The organism is Xanthomonas sp. BRIP62415, assembly GCF_003993515.1.
GTDB classification, from domain to species: Bacteria; Pseudomonadota; Gammaproteobacteria; order Xanthomonadales; family Xanthomonadaceae; genus Xanthomonas; species Xanthomonas euroxanthea.
In genome coordinates, this window is sequence record NZ_QEZH01000025.1 from 120,780 (window position 1) to 137,490 (window position 16,711).

14 protein-coding genes, 1 tRNA gene and 1 pseudogene are annotated in these 16,711 nt (G+C 62.5%); 9 read left to right on the top strand and 7 right to left on the bottom strand.

Annotation, left to right across the window (positions count from 1 at the left end):
- Positions 1–261 precede the first annotated feature (261 nt).
- From EO141_RS12100 to EO141_RS12130, 6 genes and pseudogenes are all read right to left on the bottom strand, one after another.
- Positions 262–972, bottom strand: a complete 711-nt coding sequence (locus tag EO141_RS12100) for a FecR domain-containing protein (protein WP_164739184.1) — start codon at positions 970–972, stop codon at positions 262–264.
- Positions 973–988: 16 nt separating this feature from the next.
- On the bottom strand, positions 989–1,483 hold the full coding sequence (locus EO141_RS12105; RefSeq protein WP_127169316.1) for a sigma-70 family RNA polymerase sigma factor: 495 nt from the start codon (positions 1,481–1,483) through the stop codon (positions 989–991).
- A gap of 739 nt (positions 1,484–2,222) precedes the next feature.
- Complete coding sequence (locus EO141_RS12115; protein ID WP_127169317.1) at positions 2,223–3,803, bottom strand: hypothetical protein; 1,581 nt, start codon at positions 3,801–3,803, stop codon at positions 2,223–2,225.
- Positions 3,804–4,422: 619 nt separating this feature from the next.
- A pseudogene (locus tag EO141_RS12120) lies at positions 4,423–5,144 on the bottom strand (DUF6538 domain-containing protein); the annotation flags it as partial.
- A 67-nt stretch (positions 5,145–5,211) separates the two neighbouring features.
- A tRNA-Gly gene (locus EO141_RS12125) sits at positions 5,212–5,285 on the bottom strand.
- A 121-nt stretch (positions 5,286–5,406) separates the two neighbouring features.
- Positions 5,407–7,191 carry an autotransporter domain-containing protein gene (locus EO141_RS12130; protein ID WP_127169341.1) on the bottom strand — a complete coding sequence of 595 codons (1,785 nt, stop codon included), beginning with the start codon at positions 7,189–7,191 and terminating at the stop codon, positions 5,407–5,409.
- Positions 7,192–7,381: 190 nt separating this feature from the next.
- Between EO141_RS12130 and thiS the strand changes: the two genes are divergently transcribed.
- The 4 genes from thiS (at position 7,382) to EO141_RS12150 (ending at position 11,309) form a co-directional block, all read left to right on the top strand.
- Positions 7,382–7,582, top strand: a complete 201-nt coding sequence (thiS, locus tag EO141_RS12135) for a sulfur carrier protein ThiS (RefSeq protein WP_104583664.1) — start codon at positions 7,382–7,384, stop codon at positions 7,580–7,582.
- A 49-nt stretch (positions 7,583–7,631) separates the two neighbouring features.
- A complete protein-coding gene (locus tag EO141_RS12140) occupies positions 7,632–8,426 on the top strand; it encodes a thiazole synthase (RefSeq protein ID WP_016903327.1) in 795 nt (264 codons plus the stop codon).
- Between the two features lie 168 nt (positions 8,427–8,594).
- Complete coding sequence (gene trmB, locus EO141_RS12145; RefSeq protein ID WP_127169318.1) at positions 8,595–9,380, top strand: tRNA (guanosine(46)-N7)-methyltransferase TrmB; 786 nt, start codon at positions 8,595–8,597, stop codon at positions 9,378–9,380.
- 66 nt (positions 9,381–9,446) lie between these two features.
- Positions 9,447–11,309 carry an SLC13 family permease gene (locus tag EO141_RS12150; RefSeq protein ID WP_104583666.1) on the top strand — a complete coding sequence of 621 codons (1,863 nt, stop codon included), beginning with the start codon at positions 9,447–9,449 and terminating at the stop codon, positions 11,307–11,309.
- 241 nt (positions 11,310–11,550) lie between these two features.
- Here EO141_RS12150 and EO141_RS12155 read toward each other — a convergent pair whose 3' ends face one another.
- A complete protein-coding gene (locus tag EO141_RS12155) occupies positions 11,551–11,892 on the bottom strand; it encodes a Rieske (2Fe-2S) protein (RefSeq protein ID WP_104583667.1) in 342 nt (113 codons plus the stop codon).
- 250 nt (positions 11,893–12,142) lie between these two features.
- Here EO141_RS12155 and EO141_RS12160 point away from each other — a divergent pair, with 250 nt between their 5' ends.
- The 5 genes from EO141_RS12160 to EO141_RS12180 all read left to right on the top strand — a co-directional run bounded on the left by EO141_RS12160 (position 12,143) and on the right by EO141_RS12180 (position 16,608).
- Entirely contained in the window at positions 12,143–12,418 is a 276-nt protein-coding gene (locus tag EO141_RS12160) for a hypothetical protein (RefSeq protein WP_104583668.1), read from the top strand.
- A 219-nt stretch (positions 12,419–12,637) separates the two neighbouring features.
- On the top strand, positions 12,638–13,351 hold the full coding sequence (locus tag EO141_RS12165) for a fumarylacetoacetate hydrolase family protein (protein ID WP_127169319.1): 714 nt from the start codon (positions 12,638–12,640) through the stop codon (positions 13,349–13,351).
- 60 nt (positions 13,352–13,411) lie between these two features.
- The gene (gene mscL, locus EO141_RS12170; RefSeq protein WP_024940317.1) at positions 13,412–13,843 is read left to right on the top strand and encodes a large-conductance mechanosensitive channel protein MscL; all 432 of its coding nucleotides are present in this window, start codon (positions 13,412–13,414) and stop codon (positions 13,841–13,843) included.
- A gap of 110 nt (positions 13,844–13,953) precedes the next feature.
- Positions 13,954–15,372 carry a M20/M25/M40 family metallo-hydrolase gene (locus tag EO141_RS12175; RefSeq protein WP_127169320.1) on the top strand — a complete coding sequence of 473 codons (1,419 nt, stop codon included), beginning with the start codon at positions 13,954–13,956 and terminating at the stop codon, positions 15,370–15,372.
- Positions 15,373–15,555: 183 nt separating this feature from the next.
- Positions 15,556–16,608, top strand: coding sequence for a LacI family DNA-binding transcriptional regulator (locus tag EO141_RS12180; protein WP_126946591.1), 1,053 nt, complete (start codon positions 15,556–15,558; stop codon positions 16,606–16,608).
- Positions 16,609–16,711 lie beyond the last annotated feature (103 nt).

Consider the following 16,711-nt stretch of genomic DNA (forward strand, 5'->3'; position numbering starts at 1 on the left):
AAAGGGTCACTCCGACTGCTTTTTATTTTGGGACGACCGTCGTCCACCAGCCTTTGGCTCGGCGCTCGATGGCCAAGCCATGTGTCTGGGTGATCATGTCGAGGCTCTGGTCGACATGAGCCAATGGGAACACGCCTGACACCAAGAGATGCGCCACAGACGGATCACAACGCAGCACACCATGGCGATAGCGCCCAAGCTCTTCGAGCACCTGCCCGAGTGGCTCGGCATTGATGACCAGCAGGCCCCTTGACCAGCCCGTCAATTGCTCGGTTGGCTTCGGAGCGATGACGCAACGATTGCGGTCAAACCAAACGGCAAAGCCCGCATCCACCCGACACGACGAGCGCGTGTTTCCTCGAGCTCGATGCGCACCGCGCCATCGAATACCGCCAAGTGTGTTCGATGCTCCTCTACGCGCACATTGAAACGTGTACCCAGTGCCTGCATACATCCGTGCGTCGCGGCAACCCGAAAGGGTCTCGGTGAGGGCATGATGTCTGGCGCGGTCTTGATCAGCACCTGACCTTGTTGCAAGCGCAGCAGGCGTTGTTTTGCACCATAAGCCACGTCCAGCGAAGTTCCGGAATCGAGCTCTATCTGGGTTCCGTCCGCGAGCTGCTGGTGCTGCCACTCCCCAGTGCCCGTCCTGAAGCGTTGATCCCATTTCGATTGTTCCCACAGTTGCCAGGCAAGCCACCCAGCCGGGGCAGCGAGTAGCCAGGCGCCTAAGTGCTTCATGGCTAAGCGACGTCCCGGGTGCTTGGGGCGATCCAATACGGGGCGTGCAATCGAAGGTGGGACCGCGTTGATGGTCCCCAAGAGCTCTTCAACCCTTCGCCATGCCCGTGCGTTGTCGGGGTGCTGTTGCTGCCAACGCTCACAGGCAGCTTGGTCCTGAGCTCCGCCATGCTCTCCTAATCGCACGACCCATTCGGCGGCTTGTTCGAGCACGCAGGGATCAAGTGGCATTGGGGACTTGGTGTCGTCAGGGCACATAGGCCAGGCATGCGAGCCAAGCACGCTTCATATGTCGCTTGACGGTGCTCAGCGATAGGTCAAGCTTGCAGCCAATCTCGCCATACCCAAGGCCTTCAAACTGGGCCAGCAGGAAGACTTGGCGCACAGCCACAGGTAACCCTTCGAGCATTGCATCGATGAGGCAAAGCGCCTCGCAGACGATCGCTCGCTCCTCTTCTGATGGCACGATTGCTTCGGGAAGCGCAGTCAAGCTTTCCAAGTAGGCACGTTCCAACGATTGGCGACGAAACCAATTAGCCATGAGGCCCTTGGCCACCGTCGTTAGGAACGCGCGTGGTTCATTCAATCCGCAAAGGTCGCGCCCACTGAGCAAGCGAGTGAAGGTGTCCTGCGTCAGGTCTTGCGCAACCTCTCGAGACCCAACCCGGCCACCGACCCAGCGCTGTAGCCAAGGCTGATGATCGCGGTAAAGCGAGGCAAGCAATGAATGGTCGACGGCCATGAAGAACCCTTGAAAGCGAGGGCGGCTTCAAACCACGTGGCTGACCCAAAGATGAGATTGATTCTCAATTGTGACACATCACGCATTGTCTAACTACCGATGATAGTCACCACACGCGTTTGGCGCGTTTCTTCACTAACCGGTCGGATCTTCATAAGCTCCGCGGTTCCAGAAACGATAGCGCCAGGGCACAACATCCTCAAGGAACGTGATTCGCGGGCTCGGTAGCATGCCTAGCGATACCAAGCTGCCCTTCAACCGCTCCACGTGCGCTTGCAGCACGAACAGCCAGGGTTGACGGACCACCCCGCTGGCACACCGCTGTCCCGCATCAGCGCGGCCTTTACCCCTTCCCAGTGTTCGTCCCACCCTCTCAGCCGACCGCGCAACGAGGGCGCTCTGGCCGCATAGGTGATTTCGCACAGGTAGGCGGCCTGCTCTTTGAAGCTCACGGCGACGGCATTGCAATACCAATGGGGACCGCTGGTGTCGGGGGTTGGTCCCGTTGAGCTGGATGCAGCACTGGCTGTTGACGAACAGCGCGCGGTCAGCGCGAAGGTAGTCGAGCACCACGCCTTAAAAGTGATCCATATCAGAGGGTTACCCCTAAAGTGACAAACCCGAAAATAATAACATCGACGCCAATGCCTGACAGGCCTAAACATGCCTAGCATTGACGTCATGATATGGATATCTAGAGACAAGCAGAAATAATACCTCTCCTAGCCGAGAAACAAGCTTAACTAGAAATCCACCAGCTAGTGCCATCGCATGTCCATCGACTAACCTTCTCCGCAGACAATGACTGCTTTCTTAGATTGTTTCCATTGGAAATACTCGGAGAGGCCTCGCAATAAACAACAATCTCATGACCAGGCCAAGTAGGTGTGGCAGCATTTATATTATTGCCACCTGTTACCGTTACGCGCCTTGCATACCCCGGAATCAAGAGCGTAGAAGCAGACGGAATCGTTACGGCCTCAAGATTTTTCCTTCGGCCAACCCAACAGACTGGAGATCCAACATTGTAGACAGTCCTACAATCCGTCTCACCCATCTCCACGATACAGTCTGGAGTATTGACAGCCAAATCTGTGCTCTGGGAGGCAGACGATTTATGAGCTTCTGTGTAAAGTGACTGGATGAAGACACGGGCGCTGTTTTGAATCCCAAAACCCACGCGATCGGCACCCGACCCAAGGCCTCGGCCATTATTAGCAACTTTGGTAATCCCTGACAATTGGACATCAGCATTGTCGATAAGAATACCTTGCCCGCGACAATTGTATATCTCTAGATCACTTCCAGCTATCCTCTCGACCCTCGGACCAGCGAGGGTAACACCCTTGGCATCTGGGTAGTCAGCAAAAGAAGGACGAAAATTTCGAGAATATCCCGCATACTCCACGAAAATCTTATCCCATAAAAATTGCACAATTGGCTTGGTTGAGTTAATTCCACCCCTACCATCGAATGAAGAAGAGAAGCGCCCAATCAGCCAAACATTGGCACCACCCTCTGGAACTGAAGCATCAACCTGCAAGCCAAATTCCTGACTACAGAACGTTCCACAATTGATGAGACGAACGCCAGTTTCACCAGGAGCAGTTGCTAGGATATAGTAACCGTTGCCACCACTATATTCCGCATGACACTCAAGCAATTCACCACGCGGGTTGACACCAAAAAATCCGTGCCGCTTGTTTTCATAACAACGAATCGCACTAAAAGACGCCACGCTGCCGCCTTTCCATTTAAAACCATCGAATTGCCCAACAATTGTGATATCGGAGATATCTCCCCGACCTCCCCAAGGCGCAGCAATGCCAATTTCTATGCCATTGTCATTTTCCCCCACAAATTGACTTGGGGCTGTTGTGATGGCGAATCGACGAAGCCATGGCTGCTGCCCAACATCACCACCATTTCCTACATAACTTATAAGTGCTTTTCCGGCACTAAAATTTCTAACAAATCTAGTTTTCTCGCCGCACCCGATGATACCGCCCCCTGCTGGCACAATAAGCTGATCAAAGCATGCATAGCTGCCTTCAGGAAAGTAGACTGGCTTACCAAGGCTAAGAACATAATTGATCAACGCTGTCTGGTTAGACCCATCCCCAAGAATCCCGAACGACCTGGCAGAGGCCAAACCATCATATTTAAGCTTGTCTGCCAATCTTAAAGGACTAATAACCCCATTATCGGCCACCCCAGCTTGTAACTCAAGAATAGTTGAGTATGTTGAAGGATTTATTTTCTGCCTCGTCACGCTTCCATCAGGCACATCCTCAAGAGTCACTTCAATTGAATCGCTCATAGCTCACCCCGTATATTTAAATATTTATATGCAAAATAATGATGCCAATAGGCAATATCAACCATCAGAGATTAACGTCTGACACCTCACCATATAACATGCTCAGCTGGCACCTCTCCTGTTTATTCCATTTGACGCCATAGGAGAGCATGAGATCACATAGCCATCTCACAAGTTGAGACCTCAAGAGTAGGCAAAAATTCTTGTATGTTATGCACCTTCTCTTAGCAGACGTCCAAATGCTTCAACGCAATATAGTTCTAGGACATTATTATTGCCAGCTCGAGCTGATGTTTTGCTTGTCGAGTTAAAGATTAGTGCGCTCACTGCCATGTCTTTTTTAACTAATGATGCAAGGATGAGACTCTCCCAAAATCTAGCTCACAGACCCGATAAGTTTCGGTTGCACTAAGCGGCCTTTATATGCCCTGCGATCCTTTGTAGCACGCACAGATAAAGGCTTGACAAACGACCCAATGACACACCCCTACCGCACGCCACCACCGCCTTAACTTTCTCCAATGCTGACCTCATGCCCGCGACTGGTCTAGGAGCAATGGTGCCTCTGCCGCATAGGTGACTTCGCACAGGCGAGAAGAGAAAGATGAGCGCAGATGAGTACCGACAGGTCCCGATAGGCCGGCCGCTTGGTCGCATTCGAGGGCCAGTAACGCACGCCCTCAAAGAAGGCCCGCACGTGATCCTGGGTCAGCGACGCGACCGGCATCCTTGCCGATGATTCCGGCGAACAAGGCGCAATGTGTGACGGCTCTCCAACACGGTCTTCTGATGCAGGCGTGCCCCGGCCAAGTCCCTCAAATGATCGACCATCGCCTTGGACAGCATCAGCGCCTTGGAGTCATCGCCGGAGATGCGTTGACTGCCCTCGCGCAACTGTTGCCGACGCTTGGCCACCCTCGCCGCCATGACCTCGGTGGGCTCTGTCTGCCGCGCCCGCACCATTAGGTCTCCGAAGATCCCGGCATCGGCGGGGTTGTCCAGCTGCGCCTGCGCGATGCGCGTGCCGTCCGGCAGCGTCACATCTTTCAGCGTCAGCTCTTTGATGTCCCCACTGCGAACCTTTTCCAGCAGTTCTTCCAGATCCACGGTCATCCCTTTCCGCATGGCATCGAATGCCATCGATAGTGCCATTCCCATCGTGGCCGCCGCCAGCCTGGCGTGGTCCCCACTACGGTTTCCCAGCGATCGGACAAGGTAACGCGAGCCGATGGAGGCTCGAAGATCGGTAGGGACAAAGAAGCGCGCATACAGGCCGGCTGACCGCGCAATCATCAGAAGCTTGGGCAAGATTGATACCTCGATTGATACCTCAAGGGGCATCGCTCGGAATCATCAATTGGCCAAAATATTCAACCCAGTCAATCACTTACAAACTGAGTAAAAACTCTGGAGCGGGCGATGGGAATCGAACCCACGTCAGTAGCTTGGGAAGCTACAGCTCTACCATTGAGCTACGCCCGCGTGGCGTTGCGAGAGTGTAGGCGGGTGCGGGTGTCGGGCGCAATGCGCAGACGTGACGAGGGCCGGTTGCCCGGCCCTCGTGTCTTGCAGATCCACCGCGTGGACAGCTGTGCGGCGCGGATCAGAAATTGCCGCTGAAGTTCACGAACAGCGTCGCATCGCGGGCGCTGCGCTGTGCGGTGGTGGTGCTCAGGCCGATATTGCTCTGCAGGCCCCACAGGCCGGTGCGGGCGCCCAGCACGACGGTCGCATAGTTGCGGTCGAAGTTCTGGCCCGGGACGGTGTACATGCCGACTTCCGGCATCGACTGCAGCCAGGCACTGGCTTCGGTGCCGTCCTTGAACTCGTGGTCGTAGGTTGCCTGCAGGTACGGCTTGACCATTGCACCGTCCAGGCGCACCTGGAAGCCGATGCGGCCAACCATCGAATCGATGTCCTGAACGGCGTAGCCCAATGCGGTGGAGCTTGCGTTGCCCTCGGTGTAGCCGTCGAGCTTGAGCTTCTGCCAGGTCAGGCCGACCACCGGGCCGTACTTGACGTTGCCTTCGCCCAGCGAATAGCCGGCGTTGACCGCGGCGGTGAGGTTGCTGCCGTCCGGCGAGCCGCTGTGCACGCGCGTGGCCGGCCCGAGCTGCACTTCACGGTCGACGTCGTAGCTGAGCCAGCTGTAGCTGACCTGGGCATTGACCCAGACCGGGCCGGTGTACCAGCCGAAGAAGCCGCCCAGCGTGGTGTCGTCCTGCTTGAAGCTGCCGTTGCGGTTGCCGAAATCGGCATCCATGCTGCCGAAGCCGGCAAAGCCGCCGAACACCAGGTCGCCGGCAGTCCAGTCCACGCCGAACAGGCCGGCCGGGGCCATGCCGTCGTACAGATCGGCGTGGTCGTAGCGCTGCATGTCGCCACGCACACTGCCCCACCAACGCAGGCCATCGGCATCCGGCTTGCCGTCCAGATGCCAGGCCACCTGGTCAGCGCGCGCGCGGCCGATCGCCTGCGCCGAATGCGTCAGCACCTGCTGCAGGCGCGGCGCTTCCAGGAGCGAAATGGCGTACTGGCCCAGGATCTGGTGAGTGGCGGTGGTCGGATGGATGCCATCGGCAAACACATAGGTGTTCGGGGCGTTGGCAGCGACCAGGCTGGTCGGGTTGCACGCCGGCAGCGGCACGGCCGGGTTGCAAGCGGTGCTGGTGACGTTGCTGAAGCCGTAGGTGCCCGGATCGGCGACCACTTCCTGCAGGATGTGGAAGGTGTCCACCGGGATCACGCGCAAGCCGGCCGAGCGCAGGCCATTGAACAGCGCGGTGTTGTAGGCGGTTGCCGCCGCAGTGCCCTGCGCCATCGCGGCGGCACCGCCGGCGCGGAAGCGCGGGGTGATGCCCACATCCGGAATGGTCGGCACCATCACGTAGCGCGCGCCGGCGGCCTGCAAGGCGCCGACCGCCCCGACCTGCGCGGTGACCGCATTGCCGATGATGGCCTGCGCCTGGGCCGGCGCAGCTGCAGCGGCGAGCAGATCGTTGGCGCCGCCCCACACGGTGTAGAGCGCGTTCGGATTGGCCTGGCCGCCGTTGGCGCTCAGGTAGGTGTTGACCTGGCTGGTCACCGACGGCGCGGCACCGAGCACGCTGGTCGAATTGGCCTGGATGCGCGCGCCGCCGGCAGCGTAGTTGTCGCCGGTCTGGCCGTTGCCGTTGGGCGCTGCATTGGTGCCGTAATGGTCGGCGACGTATTCGGCCCAGACCCAGCCCGGGTTGGTGGTGAACTTGCCGGTGACTGCGCGCGAGGCGGCCGGCAGCAACGGGTTGTAGTAGCCGCTGTCGGTGAGGCTGTCACCGAAAAACACGGTCTGGTCGAAGGCAGACGCGGCCATGGCCGGGGTGGCCGCAATGGCGATGGCCACGGCCATCAGGGAACGGATCGGGCGAAGAGTTGAAGCCATGGAAGTGCCTGCTCAAGGTAGTGTGGAACTGGACCGGACCTGCTGACGTACGCCGGCGCATGGCTCATGGTTTCACCCTCGCCGCCCGCGCTCACGCTGCATTGCCGCATAACGCAAAAACGCGCGCCCTGACGGCACGCGATGCCACAATGATGACATGAACATTCAACTCAACGGCACCCCGCGCGACATTCCCGACGACTTGCTGCTGGCAACCCTGCTGGAGCAGGAAGGTCTTGCACAGCGGCGCGTGGCGGTGGAGGTCAATGGCGAAATCGTGTCGCGCGGGCGGCATGCCACGCACCGTTTGCGTGCCGGCGATGTGGTGGAGATCGTGCACGCATTGGGCGGCGGCTGATGCGGCGCGCAGGCCGGCGCAGCCGCGCGCGATCGGTGATAATTGCCTGATGACCAATACCGCCCCCTCTGATGCGCTGATCATCGCCGGCAAGCCCTACCGTTCGCGCCTGCTGACCGGCACCGGCAAGTTCAAGGATCTGGACGAAACCCGCCTGGCCACCGAAGCGGCCGCCGCGCAGATCGTCACCGTGGCGATTCGCCGGGTGAACATCGGCCAGGACCCGAACGCGCCCAGCCTGCTGGATGTGCTGCCGCCGGATCGCTACACGCTGCTGCCCAACACCGCCGGCTGCTACACCGCTGAAGATGCAGTCCGCACCTGCCGGCTGGCGCGCGAACTGCTGGACGGCCACAACCTGACCAAGCTGGAGGTGCTCGGCGACGAGCGCACGCTGTATCCGGACGTGGTGCAGACGCTCAAGGCCGCCGAGCAGCTGGTCGCCGACGGCTTCGACGTCATGGTCTATACCTCCGATGATCCGATCCTGGCCAAGCGCCTGGAGGAGATCGGCTGCGTGGCGGTGATGCCGCTGGCCGCGCCGATTGGCTCCGGGCTGGGCATCCAGAACAAGTACAACCTGCTGGAAATCATCGAAAACGCCAAGGTGCCGATCATCGTCGACGCCGGCGTGGGCACGGCATCGGATGCGGCGATCGCGATGGAGCTGGGCTGCGACGGTGTATTGATGAATACCGCCATCGCCGGTGCGCGTGATCCGATCCTGATGGCCAGCGCGATGCGCAAGGCGATCGAGGCCGGACGCGAGGCCTTCCTGGCCGGGCGGATTCCGCGCAAGCGGTATGCCTCGGCGTCCAGTCCGGTGGATGGCGTGATTGGATGAGTGGGTGGGCTGCGTTGACATTGCAGTCGATGCGCAATGCTTGGCGGTGTGAGGTGCCGGATGTGGCCGTTGCCAGATCGCGCATTACTGCGAGTGCCCCCTCACGCCCTACCCTCACCCCAACCCCTCTCCCAAAGGGAGCGGGGCTTTTCTGATGCGACCTAATTCATGACTGATCCTTTCACCAGCGACGGCGCCAAGATGCCGCCCAAGCCCTTCACCATCGAAGAGGGCCGCCGGCAGGTGCGCAGCTTCGTGCTGCGCCAGGGCCGCTTCACCCCGGCGCAGCAGCGCGCGTTTGACGAGCTGTGGCCACGCTTCGGCCTGGACTACAGCGGCACGGCGCGCGACCTGGATGCGGCGTTCGGCCGTCCCGCGCCCAAGGTGCTGGAGATCGGGTTTGGCAACGGGGCGGCATTGCGCTTTGCCGCCCAGCAGGACCCCAGCCGCGACTACATCGGCATCGAGGTGCATGCGCCTGGCGTCGGTCGCCTGCTCAATGCGCTGGACGATGACGGCAGCACGCATGTGCGCCTGTACCACCACGATGCGGTGGAAGTGCTCGAGCACGAGATCGCCGATGGCGCGCTGGACGAGGTGCGCATCTACTTCCCCGACCCATGGCACAAGAAGCGCCACAACAAGCGCCGCCTGATCCAGCCGGCGTTCGCGGCGCTGGTGGTGCGCAAGCTGCGCCATGGTGGCCGCCTGCACGCGGCCACCGACTGGGCCGATTACGCCGAACAGATGTGGGACGTACTCGACGCCACACCGGGCCTGGTCAATCGCGCCGGCCCGCGCGGCCACGTCGAACGCCCCGCCTGGCGCCCGCAGACCCACTTCGAAACCCGCGGCCAGAAGCTCGGCCACGGCGTGTGGGATTTGCTGTATGACCGGGAATCGGAAATCGGGAATCGGGAATCGCAGGAGCAAACGGCGATGCCCCCCGGATAACTCACAGCGTCAGCGCTTTCCCGCTCTGCCAATTCCCTATTCCCGACTCCCCATTCCCGGCCCCCAATGGATACCGCGCTGACACTGACCAACGATATGAAGCTCGTCCTCGGGCTGGTCGGTTTCACGATGGCGATGTTCCTGTTCGAGCGCATTCGCGCCGATGTGGTGGCGTTGATCGTGCTGGTGGTGCTGGGCGTGACCGGGCTGGTGGCGCCGGAAGAACTGTTTGGTGGTTTTTCCGGTAACGCGGTGATGAGCATCATCGCCACCACCATCCTCGGCGCGGGGCTGGAGCGCACCGGTGCGTTGAATCGCCTGGCGACCTGGTTGCTGCGGCGCTCGCACGGCAGCGAACAACGCCTGATGATGATGACGCTGGCCATCTCCGGCCTGAACTCGTCCTTCATGCAGAACCCGTCGGTGATGGCCTTGTACCTGCCGGTCGCCTCGCGGCTGGCCGCGCGCACCGGGCTGACCCTGCAACGCATGTTGCTGCCGATCGCCGCGGCCATCGTGATGGGCGGCGCGCTGACCATGGTGGGCAATTCGCCGCTGATCCTGCTCAACGACCTGCTGGTGTCGGCCAACAACAACCTGCCCTCGGGCATGGCCAGCATCGAGCCGTTGACCATGTTCGCGCCGCTGCCGATCGGCGTGGCCTTGCTGATCGCTGCATTGCTGTACTTCCGTTTCTACGGCGACCGCAAGCTGATCGAGGAAGAACGCCTGATCAACGAAGGCGTCACGCCCTCGCGCACCGAGAGCTATTTCGCCAAGACCTACGGCATCGACGGCGACGTGTTCGAGCTCACCGTCAGCGCCGAAAGCCCGCTGGTCGGCATGACCCTGGGCGAGGCCGAGGCGCTGCACGACGCGCCCTTGCTGCTCGCCTTGAAGACCGGCAACGACACCCGCCTGGCGCCGCCGGCGGACATGCGCATCTGGGTCGGCAGCGTGCTCGGGGCGATGGGCCCGCGCCAGGAAGTGACCGACTTTGCGCAGAACCACTTCCTGCGTATGTCCTCGCGCCTGCGCAACCTGGGCGATCTGTTCAATCCCAGCCTGGCCGGCATTTCCGAAGCATTGATTCCGCCCAACTCGCGGCTGATCGGCAAGACCGCCGCCGAGTTGCGCCTGCGCAAGCAGAGCGGCATCAGCCTGCTGGCGATCAACCGCGACAAGCAGGTGATCCGCGAGGACGTGCGCAACGTGCCGCTGCGCGGCGGCGACATGCTGGTGTTCCACAGCATCTGGCAGGACCTGGCGCAGGCGGCGGAAAGCCGCGACTTCGTGCCGGTGACCGACTTCCCCAAGGGCGAACAGCGTCCGCACAAGTTCAAGATCGCCATGGCGATCTTCGCCTTCACCATCCTGATCGCGCTGACCTCGCGGCTGCCGGTGGCGCTGACCTTGATGACCGGCGTGGCCTGCATGCTGGTGAGCGGCGTGCTGCGCATGGACGAGGCCTACGCCTCGATCAACTGGAAGACCATCTTCATGATGGCCGGCCTGATTCCACTGGGCTGGGCAATGGACAGCAGCGGCACCGCGGCCTGGGTGGCCGGCCACACCATCGACCGCCTGCCCGAGGGCATTCCGGTGTGGGCGCTGGAAATCAGCCTGGCGCTGCTGACCACCGCGTTTTCGCTGGTGATCAGCCATGTCGGCGCCACCATCGTGATGGTGCCGATCGCGGTCAATCTGGCATTGGCGGCCAACGGCAACCCGACCGCGTTCGCACTGATCGTGGCGTTGTCGGCGTCCAACAATCTGATGACCGCCTCCAACCCGGTGATCTCGATGGTGGCCGGCCCGGCCAACTATCAGCCACGCGAGCTGTGGCGCGTGGGCGCACCGCTGTCGCTGATCTACGTCGTGGTCATGGTCTCGATGATCAACCTGATGTTCTGGTGGGCAGCGCGCTGAATCGGCGTCGTGGCCGGCGACGGCGATCGCTGCAGATATGCGCGCAGATGGATCGATCATCGATGGTGCGCCGTTAGGCGCATTGCACGCCCGATCGCCAGACACGAGACGCGGCGACGGCGCCACCTGCTGCTTGAAGCTGGCCGACGACTGCTGGCGATGTCCTGCCAGCCGCGCTTTGCTCCAGCCTCGGCACGCGGACGTTGTGCTGGATCGTGTGACGCGGCCTTAGAGCGGCAACCTAGCCAAGGACCACCTGCGTCCCCTCGATGCGTACCGGCACCGCCAGCAGCGATTGACCGCGGCACGGCCCGCTGATGCATTCGCCGCCACTGAGCTCGAACGCCGCGCCGTGTGCCGCGCAGACCAGGTGGCCTTCCTTGGTCTTGAGGAACTGGCCGGGTGCCCAATCCAGCCGCCTGCCGGCATGCGGACAGACGTTCAACCAGGCGCGTACCTGTGCACCATCGCGATACAGCACCAGCGACTCCGCGCCGCCGTCCCACACCGCTTCGACTTCCAGAAATCCGGCATCGGGAATCTGCGCCAGGTCGGCAAGCGTGGTGGGCGATGGCGAAGACATGCGGTCTGCTATGGGAGAACGGACTGCGATTGTGGCACGCGCCTGCATCGCGCCGACGCCATGCGATAGCCGCCACGCATGCATCTACTGCGCTCACGAATGCGCGTTCCTGCCGACCGGACGCCCTGCTTCTAGCCCACTGGATGTGATGGACTTAACAAAACAGGCCATTGTTTAACGAAGTTTTCACTCAATGACATGAAACCGCAACGATACTGCGGGCCTGTTTCCTGCCCGGCAGCCCACCGCCATGCCTGCACGTCTCTTCCAATTCGGCAACCTCCACCACCTGTTTGCCCCGCGCAAGCCGCGTCACCCGCTGGTGCGCGTTGCCGCCGGCCTGGCCGGTCTGGTCATCCTTGCCGTGCTGATCTTCTTCAGCGTGTTCGTGGGCGCGGCGATGATCCTGGGCGGCATCGCCTGGAAGCTGCTGAGCAAGTCGAACCGTCGCGCGCCGCAACAGACACGCGTGGTCGAAGCCGAGTACCGCGTGGTGCGCAAGCCCGCACTGCCGTTGTCGCACTGAAGCACCACGCCACCGCCATCCGGCGCGGTGGGCATTGAATGCTGATATCACTGTGCGCATGAGCTGACCGGCATGCGCGCTTTCGCCTGCGCCGACGCAGACCGTGATCGCACGCACTGCCGGCCAGGCGGCGCGATGCACTCAACGCGCAGCACGGCGGTTCCGTCATGCACGGCCAAACGGCTAGACTCAGCTGCCCCGTTCCCCAAGGATGCGTGCATGACCCACGATGTGATTCCCGCCGCCGACGTCCCGCGCATTCCGGTGGTTGGTGGCGGCAACTTTCCGGTGCACCGCATCTACTGCGTCGGCCGCAACTTCGCCGATCACGCGCGCGAGATGGGCGCCGCAGCGCCTGCCTCAAGGGCCGAACGGGGCCAGCCGACCTTTTTCATGAAGCCTGCCGATGCGATCGTGGTCGGCCACGGCGACCACATTCCCTATCCGCCCGGCACCAGGGAACTGCACCACGAAGTGGAGCTGGTGGTGGCACTGGGCAGCGATGCGCCGGCGGGCGAGTTGCCGGTGGATCAGGCAGAGGCGCTGATCTATGGCTACGGCGTGGGCCTGGACCTGACCCGACGCGATCTGCAGGCCGCCGCCAAGGCCAAGGGCCTGCCGTGGGACATCGCCAAGGGCTTCGATCACTCCGCGCCGATCAGCGAGCTGGTGCATGCCGGCGAAGTGGGTGCGCTGGAGGCATTGAACCTGTCGCTGGAGGTCAACGGCCAGGTGCGTCAGCAGTCGTTGCTGGACCAGATGATCTGGAACGTGCCGGAAATCCTGCATGAGCTCTCCAAACTCTATGCGTTGCGCGCGGGCGATCTGATCTTCATGGGCACGCCGGCCGGTGTCGGCCCGCTGCTGCCGGGCGATCAATTCAGTGCACGCCTGGAAAACGTCGCCGAGCGCCACGGCATCATCGCGGGCTGACACGCCGCCCGCTACGATCACGCCGCGGCAGTTGGTCCGCGACCGCATCTGGAGTGCGCTATGGGAATGGTCAGCGAATTCAAGCAATTCGCGATGCGTGGCAATGTCATCGACCTGGCGGTCGGTGTGGTTATCGGTGCAGCGTTCGGCAAGATCGTCACCGCGCTGGTGGAAAAGATCATCATGCCGCCGATCGGCTGGGCCATCGGCAATGTGGATTTCTCACGCCTGGCCTGGGTGCTCAAGCCTGCCGGCGTCGATGCCACCGGCAAGGAAATTCCGGCGGTGGCAATCGGCTACGGCGATTTCATCAACACCGTCGTGCAGTTCGTGATCATCGCCTTCGCGATCTTCATGGTGGTCAAGTTGATCAACCGCCTGACCCACCGCAAGCCGGACGCCCCCAAGGGCCCGAGCGAAGAAGTGCTGTTGCTGCGCGAGATTCGCGATTCGTTGAAGAACGACACGCTGAAGACACCAGGCGTGCCGTAAGCGGGCACATCCACTGCGCAACGTCGCGCAGGAGGATGACCTTTCGCACGCAGACGGGGGACCTCGCGCTGATAAGCTCGGGGTCCCCCTTGTCGTTGGAGCCGCCCTGCATGCGTCGTCTCGCTGTTGCCATCTCTGCCCTACTCGCTTGCGCACCCGCGCTCGCCGCACAGACCACCATCGCCGATAGCGCACTGCGCACCGCCGCGCAGCTGCGCGAGCAGGCCTTGGCCGACGACACCGGCTTTGCGGTGGTGGAATCGTTGACCACCGAAGTGGGCCCGCGCATTGCCGGTGGCGAGGCCGATCCGCGCGCGGTGGCCTGGGCCAAGGCCAAGTTCCAGTCACTGGGCTTCGACAAGGTGTGGACCGAGCCGGTGCGCTTTCCCAAGTGGCAGCGGCGCAGCGAACAGGCCGCGGTGATCGGTGCGCATGCGCAGCCCCTGCACATCACCGCCCTGGGCGGCAGCCCGGGTGGCACCGTCGAGGGCGAGGTGGTGCGCTTCGACAACCTGGCCGCACTGCAGGCCGCACCGGCCGGATCGCTGGCCGGCAAGATCGCATTCGTCGATTACCAGATGACCAAGGCGCGCGACGGCAAGGATTACGGCAATGGCGGCGCGGTGCGCAGCAAGGGCCCGTCGGAAGCGATCCGCAAGGGCGCGATCGGCTTCGTGATGCGCTCGGCCGGCACCGACTCGCACCGCGTGCCGCATACCGGCATCACCCGTTTCGACGAAGGCCTGACGCCGGTGCCGGCAGCAGCGTTGTCGGTGCCCGATGCCAACCAGCTCGCGCGCCTGGCCGCGCTGGGCAGCACGCGTGTGCGGCTGGCACTGGATTGCGGCTGGGATGGCACGGCGACTTCGTACAACGTGATCGGCGAAATCACCGGACGCAGCAAGCCCAAGGAAGTGGTGGTGATCGGCGGGCACCTGGATTCCTGGGATCTTGGCACCGGCGCGATCGACGATGGCGCCGGCGTGGCGATCACCATGGCCGCGGGCCACCTGATCGGCCAACTCAAGCAGGCGCCCAAGCGCACGATTCGCGTGGTGGCCTTCGCCAACGAGGAGCAGGGCCTGTACGGCGGCAAGGCGTATGCGGGCGCGCACGGCAAGGATGCCAAGGACATGGCGCTGCACCAGATCGGCGCAGAGAGCGACTTCGGTGCCGGGCGCATCTATGCGTTCAACACCGGCTCGGCGGCACCGGAAGACTCGCGCGCCGCGACCAAACAGATTGCCGAGGTGCTCGCGCCGTTGGGCATCGCGTATGTGCCGGACAAGGGCGGCCCCGGCCCGGATGTCGGGCCGATTTCCGCCAAGGGCGGCGCATGGGCATGGCTGGCGCAGGACGGCACCGACTACTTCGACCTGCACCACACCGCCGACGACACCCTGGACAAGATCGACCCCAAGGCGCTGGCGCAGAACGTGGCGGCCTACACGGTATTTGCATACCTGGCGGCCGAGGCCGATGGCGATTTCGGCAGTCGCGCGAAAAGCGTGCAACCGCCGAGCGAGTAACTGCGACGGAAGACGTCGCAGGCGCCTGTTGAGGGCGAGCGGCACGGATGACGCGCATGCTGCACGTTGTGCGTGCCGATACCTCCATCGACAGCGGGTGCCAGCGGCCAGGCACTCGCGGTTGCTGCAGACCTCGCGCGTACCTGCTGCCCTTTCGCTTCCACTCCAGGACGAGCACACACAATGGCGGCCAAGCGCCAACGCAGTGCCAACAATGCAGCGACCTTGCTGGATGTCGCCAAGCACGCCGGGGTCTCGCCGATGACGGCCTCGCGCGTCATCAACCGTCACCCGCATGTCGGCGAGGACATGCGCGTGCGCGTGGAAGCCTCGGTGCAGGCATTGGGGTACCGGCCCAATCTGGCAGGCCGTTCGTTGCGCACCAGCGGCCTGTTGCGCATCGGCGTGCTGTACAGCAATCCCAGCGCGGCCTACCTCAATCAATTCATGCTCGGCCTGCTCGAGCAAAGCAGCCTCAATGGCAGCCAGGTGCTGGTGGAGAAATGCGGTGCCATCCGCAGCCAGCGTGCCGCCACCGAACGCTTGCTGGCAGCCGGCGTGGACGGCGTGATCCTGCCGCCCCCGTTATGCGATTCGCGCCAGACCATCGCCGAACTCGATGCACGCGGCATCCCGGTCGTGGCGGTGGCGAGCGGCGCACCGATGGCGCAGATCAGCTCGGTGCGCATCGACGATTACCAGGCCGCGCGCGCCATCGTCGACCACCTGGTTGAACTGGGCCATCGCCGCATCGCATTGATCAAGGGCGACCCCAAGCACACGCCAAGCGCGTTGCGTGCCAATGGCTATCTCGACAGCCTGCAGGCCGCTGGCCTGCCCGTGGCCGAAGAATTGATGGCAGAGGGTCTGTTCACCTATCACTCCGGCCTGCTCGCCGCGCGCAGCCTGCTCGCACAGGCGCAACCGCCCACCGCCATCTTCTGCAGCAACGACGATATGGCGGCTGCGGCCGTTGCGGTCGCGCACGGCCTGGGCTTGCGCGTACCCGAGGATGTATCGGTCGCCGGCTTCGACGACACCCCGGTGGCCACCACCATCTGGCCCGAACTCACCACCGTGCACCAACCGGTCACTGCGATGGGCCGCGCCGCGGTGTCGTTGCTGGCCGATGCGATCCGCCAGCGACGCAAGGGCGATCCCGCGCAGGGCGTGCACCAGGTGATGAAGTACACCGTGGTCAAGCGCGGCTCGACGGCCGGGCCGCCGGCGCGGTAAGTGCTGCATCGATCGGCATCGTGTAACGCCTGCGCCATCACACACAAAAAAACGGCCACATCGCTTCCCGACGATGCGGCCGAATGGGAGGGTGCCTGACGTT